This window comes from Ewingella sp. S1.OA.A_B6, assembly GCF_049889095.1.
In the GTDB taxonomy this organism is placed as follows: domain Bacteria; phylum Pseudomonadota; class Gammaproteobacteria; order Enterobacterales; family Enterobacteriaceae; genus Ewingella.
In genome coordinates this window covers 1,759,370-1,770,607 of sequence record NZ_JBLJFK010000001.1, presented here as the reverse complement: position 1 = coordinate 1,770,607, position 11,238 = coordinate 1,759,370, and the positions used below count along the sequence as shown (strand labels likewise).

10 protein-coding genes are annotated in these 11,238 nt (G+C 51.8%); 6 read left to right on the top strand and 4 right to left on the bottom strand.

Going from position 1 to position 11,238, the window contains the following annotated elements; all coding sequences use genetic code 11:
• From ACMV8I_RS08280 to ptrR, 4 genes are all read right to left on the bottom strand, one after another.
• Nucleotides 1-328, bottom strand: a 328-nt coding sequence (locus tag ACMV8I_RS08280; protein WP_498864674.1) for a helix-turn-helix domain-containing protein, incomplete at its 3' end; no start/stop codon positions are given.
• Nucleotides 329-537: 209 nt separating this feature from the next.
• Nucleotides 538-1,389, bottom strand: coding sequence for an S-formylglutathione hydrolase (fghA, locus tag ACMV8I_RS08275; protein ID WP_498864673.1), 852 nt, complete (start codon nt 1,387-1,389; stop codon nt 538-540).
• Nucleotides 1,390-1,401: 12 nt separating this feature from the next.
• A complete protein-coding gene (locus tag ACMV8I_RS08270) occupies nt 1,402-2,526 on the bottom strand; it encodes an S-(hydroxymethyl)glutathione dehydrogenase/class III alcohol dehydrogenase (protein ID WP_498864761.1) in 1,125 nt (374 codons plus the stop codon).
• Nucleotides 2,527-2,534: 8 nt separating this feature from the next.
• Entirely contained in the window at nt 2,535-3,461 is a 927-nt protein-coding gene (gene ptrR / locus ACMV8I_RS08265; RefSeq protein ID WP_498864672.1) for a putrescine utilization regulator PtrR, read from the bottom strand.
• A 227-nt stretch (nt 3,462-3,688) separates the two neighbouring features.
• Here ptrR and ACMV8I_RS08260 point away from each other — a divergent pair, with 227 nt between their 5' ends.
• The 6 genes from ACMV8I_RS08260 to mglA all read left to right on the top strand — a co-directional run bounded on the left by ACMV8I_RS08260 (nt 3,689) and on the right by mglA (nt 11,226).
• Nucleotides 3,689-4,828 (top strand): YbfB/YjiJ family MFS transporter, encoded by a 1,140-nt coding sequence (locus ACMV8I_RS08260; protein WP_498864671.1) that lies wholly within the window; start codon nt 3,689-3,691, stop codon nt 4,826-4,828.
• Between the two features lie 136 nt (nt 4,829-4,964).
• Nucleotides 4,965-5,630, top strand: a complete 666-nt coding sequence (folE, locus tag ACMV8I_RS08255) for a GTP cyclohydrolase I FolE (RefSeq protein ID WP_498864670.1) — start codon at nt 4,965-4,967, stop codon at nt 5,628-5,630.
• 110 nt (nt 5,631-5,740) lie between these two features.
• On the top strand, nt 5,741-6,898 hold the full coding sequence (gene yeiB / locus ACMV8I_RS08250) for a DUF418 domain-containing protein YeiB (RefSeq protein ID WP_498864669.1): 1,158 nt from the start codon (nt 5,741-5,743) through the stop codon (nt 6,896-6,898).
• Nucleotides 6,899-7,185: 287 nt separating this feature from the next.
• The gene (galS, locus tag ACMV8I_RS08245) at nt 7,186-8,232 is read left to right on the top strand and encodes an HTH-type transcriptional regulator GalS (protein ID WP_498864668.1); all 1,047 of its coding nucleotides are present in this window, start codon (nt 7,186-7,188) and stop codon (nt 8,230-8,232) included.
• A gap of 251 nt (nt 8,233-8,483) precedes the next feature.
• On the top strand, nt 8,484-9,482 hold the full coding sequence (gene mglB / locus ACMV8I_RS08240; RefSeq protein WP_498864667.1) for a galactose/glucose ABC transporter substrate-binding protein MglB: 999 nt from the start codon (nt 8,484-8,486) through the stop codon (nt 9,480-9,482).
• Nucleotides 9,483-9,675: 193 nt separating this feature from the next.
• A complete protein-coding gene (mglA, locus tag ACMV8I_RS08235) occupies nt 9,676-11,226 on the top strand; it encodes a galactose/methyl galactoside ABC transporter ATP-binding protein MglA (RefSeq protein WP_498864666.1) in 1,551 nt (516 codons plus the stop codon).
• Nucleotides 11,227-11,238 lie beyond the last annotated feature (12 nt).

Genomic DNA, 11,238 nt, shown 5'->3' with positions numbered 1-11,238 from the left:
TAGAGCTACTCGCTGGTACGTCGAAAGGTGCATTGTTATTGAGCAACCAATGCCGAATTTTTACTGGCCCCCAGTCAGGGTGCTTTAGTCGCATATCGACTAATTTCTTGATGATGCCATCAGGCGTCCGTTCGGGGTGAGTAAGGCGTGCTCGGGAACGATCGGTAAGAGATAAGGGGTCGTCAGGTTGGAAACGTTTAAGCCATTTATATCCGGTTTTACGGCTGATCTTAAACTGGCGACAAACAGCGGAGAAAGACTCTCCGCTGTTCTGCATGGCGTAGATAAACTCAAGTCGTTGCATGATAACAGTCTCTGTCCAGGGCATAGCGTCTCTCCTCTGCTATGCCATTTATAACTGTTACCCATGTGGCCGGTCTAAAGTGTTACCCATGTGACCGGCTATACAATAGACACCCCTTCAGGCCGGTTTGGGTGGCAACCCAAGGTTTTGACCTTGAATGTAAAAGCCGGTTTGGGTGGCAACCCAAGGTTTTGACCTTGAAGTTGAATTTAAGAAGCTGAAAACGGTTCAGCCTAACCGTGCAAATACCCTGCGTGAAACCGCAGATGATCTTCGATAAACGTCGCTATCGTAAAATAGCTATGATCATAGCCCGGCTGGGCCCGCAGCTCTAACGGCCAACTGCGTTGGCGGGCGATCTCTGCAAGCTTTGAGGGTTGTAACTGATCGGCCAGGAACTGATCGCCATCACCTTGATCAACTAACATCGGAAACGGTGTTTGATCTTTTGGCAGGGCGCTAAGCAAATGACAGCTGTCATATTGCAGCCACTGCGTTTCGTCATCGCCGAGATAGGCGCTGAAGGCTTTACGGCCCCAGGGCACCTGACACGGATTGACGATAGGAGCAAAAGCCGACGCGGAGCGGAAACGCTGCGGATTACGCAATGCCAGCATCAATGCGCCATGGCCGCCCATGGAGTGCCCGCAGATCGACTGCTTATTACTGATACTGAAATGGCCTGCGATAAGCGCGGGCAGTTCATCAATCACGTAGTCGTACATGCGGTAGTGTGCAGCCCAGGGGGAGCAAGTAGCGTTGAGGTAAAAACCAGCACCCTGGCCCAGATCATAACCTTCGTCGTTGGCTACGTCGTCACCGCGCGGGCTGGTGTCTGGCATCACCAGCACCAAACCCAATTCGGCGGCGATGCGCTGCGCCCCGGCCTTCACCGTAAAGTTCTCATCATTGCAGGTCAGTCCTGACAGCCAATAGAGCACCGGCGGCGGGTTATCATCGCGCGGCGGAGGCAGGTAGATGCTGAACGTCATGCTGCAATTGAGGCTGCTGGACGTATGGCGATAACGTTGCTGCCAGCCGCCAAACATCCGGTGTTCTTCCAGAAGCTCTATCGAACTACTCATCGCCAGGATCCTTTATTTATTAAAGTGAATAACCGTGCGAATCGACTTCCCTTCATGCATTAAATCAAAGGCTTCGTTGATTTGTTCGAGCGGCATGGTGTGGGTGATGAAATCATTGAGCGCGAATTCGCCATCGAGATAGCGCTGCACAATACCCGGTAATTGAGAACGGCCTTTGACGCCGCCGAACGCAGAACCGCGCCATACGCGGCCAGTCACCAGCTGGAACGGCCGAGTGGCGATCTCTTCACCGGCACCGGCTACACCAATGATCACTGACTCGCCCCAGCCTTTATGGCAGCACTCGAGCGCGGAACGCATCACGTTCACGTTACCTATACATTCGAAGGAGAAGTCCACGCCGCCGTCGGTCATTTCGACGATCACGTCCTGAATTGGCTTATCGAAATCTTTCGGATTAATAAGGTCGGTAGCACCAAGCTTACGCGCCAGATCGAATTTACTGGTGTTCAGATCGATGCCGATGATACGGCCTGCGCCTGCCATTACCGCGCCGATAATGGCAGACAGACCAATACCGCCAAGGCCAAAGATCGCTACAGTGTCGCCTTTCTGCACTTTGGCCGTGTTCATTACCGCACCCATGCCGGTCGTCACGCCGCAACCCAGTAAGCAGACCTCTTCCAATGGGGCTTCTTTGTTGATTTTTGCCAGGGAGATCTCAGGAACTACGGTGTATTCAGAGAAGGTTGAGGTGCCCATGTAATGGAAAATTGGCTTGCCGTCTTTGAAGAAACGCGTGGTGCCGTCGGGCATCAGCCCTTTGCCCTGGGTGGTGCGGATTGCCTGACACAAATTGGTTTTGCCGGATTTACAGAATTTACATTCGCCGCATTCCGGGGTGTATAGCGGGATAACATGGTCGCCCACAGCTACGCTGGTCACGCCTTCACCGACCGCTTCCACCACGCCGCCGCCTTCGTGGCCGAGAATAGCCGGGAAGACGCCTTCCGGATCCTTACCTGACAGCGTGTAGGCGTCGGTGTGGCATACACCGGTTGCCACGATGCGCACCAGAACCTCGCCTTTTTGCGGCGGCATCAGATCCACTTCTTCAATGGATAGCGGTTGGTTAGGCCCCCAGGCAACTGCCGCGCGGGTTTTGATCATTTTCATATCGGTGTTCATAGTCGTGCTCCTGAATTCATCACCGGGTGGGTTTCACCGGCAATCGGGTGTTTTAGCAACGGCACAACGCCGTCGTTCTGTAGGATTATCAATTCTTTCAATGCCCGCACATTGGGGCTGAAGGCATCGCGACGCCAGATAAGCCAGGTGGCCGTATCGGCGAATTCATCTGGAATTTCATTGACCTGCACACGTTCGTGGCCGGGAAGCTGTTCGAGTACGCTGCGTGGCACCATGGCAATACCCGCGCCGCTGGCGACGCAGGCTACCATCGAATGGTAGGACTGAATTTCCATTGTATTGGTGACGTGCAGGCCGGTGTGTTTGATCCACGCCTGTAAACGTGAGCGGTAAGAGCAGCTCTGGCGGAAGGCAAATACGGTATGCCCGGACGGGTTTTCCAGCGGCAGTTCGCCAAGTGGGGAGATAACCACCATGCGCTCGCGAAAGGCGATACAGCCATTGATGTCGTCAAAGTCGATCGGGCCATCGACCAGAGCCGCTGCGAGACGGCCAGCGCGCACGCCATCAATCGTTTCACCAGAAGTCGCGGTGCTCAGCGACAGTGCTACCTGCGGATAGTGCTGGTGATATGCCGCCAGCAGGTTCGGCAGACGGGTTGCTGCGGTGCTTTCCATCGAACCCAACGCAAAACTACCGGCGGGCTCACCGGCGCGGGTAATGCTCATGGCTTCTTCGCTCAGTGCCAGAATGCGCTGCGCATAATTGAGGAAGTTATGACCCATGGCAGAAAGGCGGATGCGCTGTTTTTCACGGATGAACAGATCGGTGCCCAGCTCCAGTTCCAACTGGCGCAAACGGGTCGTCAGATTCGACGGCACACGGTGCAGATGCTCGGCAGCTCGCGCCAGCGAACCGGTTTCGGCCACACTGCAAAACATGCGCAGTTGGGTGAGATCCATTATCTGCTCTCCGGATATAGAAAATCGACTGTTCTCTTAAGAGAAACAACTTGGTTATTATTATTCAGTTTTCGTGATTGTATCTTTGCTGCACCATGACCACAACATTCTTTTAACTTTGTTGTTTATCTAAGAGAGAAATTTTCTTTTTTCGCATCGCTGCATTGAGTATGTTTATTCATTGTTTCTGATATGTTGCGTCGTGGTTTCCTGATGGTGGAGCAGTTATGGCTTTTCGTATTGCGTTAAGTGGCTTTCTGGCCTTTGTGGTGGCGATGGGTATCGGGCGGTTTGCCTTCACGCCGCAGGTGCCTTTAATGATAGCTGAACATCAGTTTACGTTGACCGGGGCGGGGCTGGTGGCGGCGGTTAACTACCTCGGTTATCTGTGCGGGGCTTTTGACGCCATGCGCGCTACCCGGCATCTCGAGCGTCGTCTGTGGCTGGGGGCGTGGGGCGCAGTGTTGCTTACGCTGCTTTCGGCGGCGGTGACCGGTGAAGTGATGCACAGCATAATCCGCTTTATGATCGGCTGGACCAGCGGCTGGGCGATGGTCCTGGTGGCCGCGTGGTGTAACGAGCGGTTGATGCATTATGGTCGCCCGGCAATGAGTGCGGCGGTGTTCGCGGGACCGGGCGCGGGAATTTTCCTCAGCGGCATGTTGGCGGTGGGCATCCACAGCCTGCATTTCACTTCGGCGCAGGCATGGAGTATTTATGGGATACTGGCGCTGATTCTGATTGCACTGATCAGCGTGAATTTGCCGCGAAAGGGCGTTCTACACCGCGCTCACGTGGCCACTGAGCCCCTGAAAATGACGCCGGCGCTGAAGCGACTGGTGCTCTGTTACAGTCTGGCAGGCTTTGGTTATATCCTGCCCGCGACATTCTTGTCGCAGATGGCGAATGCCCGTTTTCCAGACAGCCTGTTTGCACAGTTTGTCTGGCCGGTATTTGGCGGTGCGGCCGTGATTGGGATTGTCATTGGTATCCTGACCCGCCAGTGTCTGACCACCCATACTCGTCTGGCCCTGACGCTGTGGGCGCAGGGAGTGGGGATTTTATGTGCTGAAGTCGTGCCGGGTGTCACCGGTCTGGTGCTTGGCGCGCTGCTGGTCGGCGGTGGTTTTCTCAGTGTAGTGCAACTGGCCTTGCAGTATGGGCGAGAGCTGGCGCCCAATCACAGCCGCTATCTGGCAGGCCTGCTGACCACCGGTTATGCCATTGGCCAGCTGTGCGGGCCGATACTCTCTGCCGTTTCTACTTCGCTTACTCATCGCCTGGAACCGGCACTGTATGTCGCGCTGGTGGGCTTTATTATTGCGGGTGCGCTGGTAGTGCGCCGTCCGGCCGCAAACCTGCAATGATAACTTGCAGCTATTTCATCCATCATGAAACACAATCACTGGATTATGGATCCGCTCTCCACTACAGTAAGCCACCTCAATTTGACGTGTTCTGCGTCAAATTGACTACATTTGCGGGACCTGCCGGAGAGAAAATATGTCGACGTTGAGTAAAGAAGCCATTCAGGTACACGAAGCGTTAATGGCCCGTGGTCTTGAGACCCCATTGCGTGAACCTCTGCCTATCGATAATGAAACGCGCAAGCTGCGTATTCAGGAGCATATGACGGGCATCATGCAGTTGCTCAATCTGGATCTTACCGATGATAGTTTGACGGAAACGCCACGACGTATTGCCAAAATGTACGTGGATGAGATCTTCTCCGGTCTGGATTACGCCAATTTCCCGAAAATCACCGTCATCGAAAATAAGATGAAGGTGGATGAAATGGTGACAGTGCGTGATATCACGCTGACCAGCACCTGTGAACATCACTTTGTGACCATCGATGGCAAAGCGACCGTGGCTTACATTCCGAAAGATAAAGTGATTGGCCTGTCGAAAATCAACCGTATCGTGCAATTTTTCTCGCAACGCCCGCAGGTGCAAGAGCGTCTGACTCAGCAAATTCTCCTGGCGCTGCAGACCTTGCTCGGGACCACCAACGTGGCCGTTTCGATTGACGCCGTGCACTACTGTGTCAAAGCGCGCGGTATCCGCGACGCCACCAGCGCTACCACGACCACGTCGCTCGGTGGCCTGTTTAAGTCCAGCCAGAACACGCGTCAGGAGTTTCTGCGCACAGTCCGCCATCATTCGTAACTGAAACTGCAGCAGCATTCGCTGCTGCAGTCTTGCTGCAACGCCATTTCGTCTTTCTCATTTTTAATTTATTGTTAGAACCCCCTTAATTCCAGAAAGGAACGTCAGGAATGCGCCCACGTATTGCCACGCTAGACTTTGCCCGTGGTATCGCCATTTTCGGTATTTTGCTGCTGAATATTAGCGCGTTTGGTTTGCCGAAAGCGGCCTATCTGAATCCCGCGTTTGCCGGTCAGCCTTCGCACAGCGACGCCTGGACCTGGGCGATGCTTGATGCGCTGGCGCAGGGCAAATTCCTGATGATGTTTGCCATTCTATTCGGTGGTGGTCTTTATCTGCTATTGCCGCGTGGTAAACACTGGATCCAGTCCCGTTTATCGCTGCTGGTGCTTTGCGGTTTGCTGCACACCACTTTTTTCTGGGATGGCGATATTCTGCTCTCTTATGGCCTGATCGGACTGGTGTGTTGGCGGATGGTCAGAGAAGGGCGCAGCAGCCAGTCGCTGATCGGCACCGGTATCCTGTTGTACGCGATAGGCGTGGCGATTTTACTGATGCTGGGGTTTATTTCGACCCATACCGCCGGGAGCTTCTGGTTACCCGGTCCTGCGGAGTTGCAATATGAGCAATACTGGAAACTGAAAGGCGGTCTGGAAGCCATCCGTAACCGCCTTGATTTGCTCTCATCAAGCCTGATTGCTATTGCGGTTCAGTATGGATGGGAACTGGCCGGTGCCATGTTATTGGGGGCCGGGTTGATGCGCAGCGGCTGGTTACGTGGCGGATATAGCCTGCGCCATTATCGGCACTTAGCCGCGTTATTGTTACCGTTTTCATTGCTGATCCAAATTCCGGCTATTTATCTGCAATGGCATCTCGGTTGGGACTACCGCTGGAGTGGTTTTTTGTTGCAGTCGCCGCGTGAAATAGGCGGGCTGATGCAGGCTGTGGCCTATCTGGCGCTCTGTTACGGTTTCTGGCCACAGCTTTCGCGACTGCGGCTGGTCCACTGGGTTTCCCAGGTCGGACGCATGGCACTGAGCAACTATCTGTTACAGACGCTGATCTGTACCATTTTCTTCAATTTATTAGGCTTCTACCAGCACTTCGACCGTTTGCAATTACTGGGGCTGGTTCCGCTGGTTTGGGTCATCAACCTGTTGGTGACACTGGTCTGGCTGCGTTATTTCCAGCAAGGGCCGGTGGAGTGGCTGTGGCGTAAACTGACTATCAAGGCATCAGGCCTCGAGCTAAAAGGGCAGGATTGAAATTCATCCAAATGATGAATCTGCGAGAGAGGTTGCAAAATTGTATGTAAACGTTTTCTTTCCTGTGACGAGATTCACGCAGGTGTTTTTGCAAAGCGTTTAGGATAGCAGTCGTGCAGAGTTAGCCGATCGTTACACTAAAACAGGAAACACCATGATCACTGTACTGCGGCCTTTCTTGAGGTCCTTTATCACCACCTGGGCGTTATCCCTCAGTTTTCCTCCCTATTCGTTTCGGGCCAATTCGGCTCGTGTAACGTCTGTGCCGCCAGAACACGGAGCGACCTATGGTCACCATTCGTGATGTGGCAAAACTGGCCGGCGTCTCAGTCGCTACGGTTTCACGGGTCCTGAATAATCCAGCTATCGCAAGTAAAGAGGCGCGCGAGCATGTGTTGCAGGCGGTAACCACGCTCGGTTACCGGCCTAATGCCAACGCGCAGGCTCTGGCGACGCAGAGCAGCGACACCATTGGTGTAGTGGTCATGGACGTCTCAGATCCTTTTTTTGGTGCACTGGTAAAAGCGGTCGATATGGTTGCCCAGCGCCATCAGAAATATGTACTGATCGGCAATAGCTATCATGAGGCGGAGAAAGAGCGCCATGCGATAGAAGTGTTGATTCGTCAGCGCTGTAATGCGCTGATTGTGCATGCAAAAGCTCTGGGTGACGACGAGCTTTCCCGCTTTCTCGACCAGGTGCCGGGCATGGTGCTGGTTAACCGCGTGATCGCCGGTTATGAGCATCGCTGCGTCTCTCTTAACAACGTAGTGGGTGCGGAAATAGCCACACGTTTGCTGCTTTCACAGGGGCATCAGCGTATCGGTTACATCGGGTCTAACCACGGAATTGAAGACGAATTACAACGGCATCAGGGTTATTTGGCGGCGATGACGGCGGGCACGTCAGAAGCAATGACGCAGGCGCGTCAGTCGCCGCCGGACAGCTGGCGTGCGCAGGGGTCACCGGATTTGCAGGGTGGGGAAGCGGCGATGGTTGAATTATTGGGCCGCAACCTGCATCTGAGTGCGGTTTTCGCATACAACGACGCTATGGCCGCTGGCGCGCTGGCAGTACTGAAAGAAAACGGTATCAACGTACCGCAGGATTTTTCACTGGTTGGCTTCGATGATATCCCTATTGCGCGCTACACCAGCCCAAAATTAACCACGGTTCGCTATCCAATTGTTTCTATGGCGACATTAGCCACTGAATTGGCTCTTAAGGGGGCATCAAACCACCTGGTAGCGGGGGTTTCGCACTGTTTTATGCCCACGCTGGTCAGGCGCCATTCTGTCGCACCTTGGCAAAATGTGGCATCGGTCACTTATTAATTAAATAACCGTGTGTAACCGTTTTCAATCTGTGAGAACTTTCACAGTTTATTAACATCGGCACCATTATGATTCATCCGTTTTCTACATGAATCAGTTTGAGTCCGACCTACCGGACAGATTTCACAGCGAGCAGGAAGTCAGACGTCAAGGAAGGCAGGCACCGCAGGATTGCTGAAACGCGGACGCACTGCTCCAGCATGGATTGCCGGTGCCAAATTCAGTACCACCCTACATAACCGGAGATACAAATGAATAAGAAGGTCTTCACCCTGGCTACTCTGGCTGCAAGCATGATGTTTGGCGCTGCCGCCCATGCTGCTGATACTAAAATCGGCGTGACTGTTTATAAATATGATGACAACTTCATGTCTGTGGTTCGTAAAGCCATCGAGAAAGATGCGAAAGCCTCTCCAGGTGTGCAGTTGCTGATGAATGACTCGCAAAACAGCCAGTCCACCCAGAATGACCAGATTGACGTCATGCTGGCGAAAGGCGTAAAGGCTCTGGCAATCAACCTGGTTGACCCGGCTGCAGCCCCCGTCATTATTGAGAAAGCCCGCGGTGCTGGCATTCCGATTGTTTTTTATAACAAAGAACCGTCCCGCAAAGCCCTGGACAGCTATGACAAGGCTTATTACGTGGGTACTGATTCTAAAGAATCTGGTGTGATCCAGGGCGAGTTGATTGCCAAACACTGGAAAGCAGACCCTGCCTGGGACTTGAACAAAGACGGCGTGATTCAGTACGTGCTGATTAAAGGCGAGCCTGGCCATCCTGATGCTGAAGCCCGTACTAAGTACGTAATCAGCACCTTGAATGACAAAGAAGGCATCAAAACTCAGCAACTGCAGCTTGATACAGCCATGTGGGATACCGCACAGGCAAAAGACAAGATGGATGCATGGTTGTCTGGTCCAAACGCCAACAAAATTGAAGTGGTTATCGCTAACAACGATGCAATGGCAATGGGCGCTGTAGAAGCACTGAAATCTCACAATAAATCCAGCATCCCGGTATTTGGTGTGGATGCGTTGCCAGAAGCGCTGGCGTTGGTGAAATCCGGTGCAATGGCCGGTACCGTACTGAACGATGCTAACAATCAGGCTAAAGCTACTTTCGATCTGGCGAAAAACCTGGCCGATGGCAAACCAGCGGCAGAAGGCACTAACTGGAAAATCGAAAATAAAGTGGTCCGTATCGCTTACGTACCGGTAGACAAATCCAACTTATCTGACTTTGTTAAATAATTCAGAGGGTATGGGCGGAAAAGATAATAGCTAAACATATAGCTAAGCAGTGGCAGTAATAAGCTACACGACGTTAATACCTGTATAACAGGAAGTGATGTCAACATACCGCCGGTCTATTAACGATCGGCGGTATTCATGGCGTCAGGTATTAATATAACCAGATTCTTCTAATATTTAGCCAGGTATAATTATGGCCGATATTCCTAAGCCTGACATCAAGCAGTCTGACACGGTGGCACCAGAGCCACGTGAGTTTTTGCTGGAAATGAGCGGTATTAATAAATCATTTCCTGGCGTCAAGGCACTTGATAATGTGAATTTAAACGTTCGTCCGCACTCCATCCATGCCCTGATGGGCGAGAACGGTGCGGGTAAATCCACGTTATTAAAATGTCTGTTTGGCATTTACAGCAAAGATTCCGGCACCATTCTTTTTCAGGGGCAGGAAGTTAATTTTAAAAGTTCGAAAGAAGCGCTTGAACAAGGCGTGTCGATGGTTCATCAGGAGTTAAACCTGGTGTTGCAGCGTACCGTCATGGATAACATGTGGCTCGGGCGTTACCCGACCAAAGGCTTCTTTGTCGATCAGAACAAGATGTACCAAGACACCAAGGCCATTTTCGACGAGCTGGATATTGATATTGATCCGCGAGAAAAAGTCGGCAAGTTGTCCGTTTCACAGATGCAGATGATCGAAATTGCCAAAGCTTTTTCCTATAACGCGAAAATCGTGATTATGGATGAGCCGACGTCGTCGTTGACCGAGAAAGAGGTCAACCATCTGTTTACTATTATTCGCAAGCTGAAAGACCGTGGCTGCGGCATTGTATATATCTCGCACAAGATGGAAGAGATTTTTCAGCTGTGTGATGAGATCACTATTCTGCGCGATGGCCAGTGGATTATTTCCCAGACACTGGCAGGCCTCGACATGGATAAAATTATTTCCATGATGGTGGGTCGTTCCCTTAGCCAGCGTTTTCCGGATCGCCTGAATGTACCGGGAGAGGTCATTCTTGAAGTTCGTAATCTGACGTCGCTGCGTCAACCTTCCATCCGTGATATCTCCTTTGATTTGCATAAAGGTGAGATCCTTGGTATTGCCGGTCTGGTGGGTGCTAAGCGTACTGACATCGTGGAAACCCTGTTTGGTATTCGCGAAAAGATTGCTGGTACGATCAAACTGCATGGTAAGACGATTAAAAATCACAGTGCTAATGAAGCGATTAACCACGGTTTTGCATTAGTCACCGAAGAGCGTCGTTCTACCGGTATTTATGCCTATTTGGACGTCGGCTTTAACTCGCTGATTTCCAATATTCGTAACTATAAAAATAAAATTGGGCTGCTTGACGTTGGCCGTATGAAAAGCGATACCCAATGGGTAATCGATGCGATGCGGGTGAAAACACCGGGACACAGAACCAGTATTGGTTCGCTCTCTGGAGGTAATCAGCAAAAAGTCATTATTGGTCGCTGGTTATTAACTCAGCCAGAAATATTAATGCTGGATGAACCTACGCGCGGTATTGACGTGGGCGCTAAGTTTGAAATATATCAGTTAATCACAGAGTTGGCGAAAAAAGAGAAAGGGATCATTATTATCTCTTCTGAAATGCCAGAGCTTCTGGGAATAACAGACAGAATATTGGTTATGAGCAATGGACTGGTTGCGGGGATTGTTGACACAAAAACAACTTCGCAGAATGAAATTTTACGCCTTGCATCCTTGCATCTCTAATTTTTAAGGGTT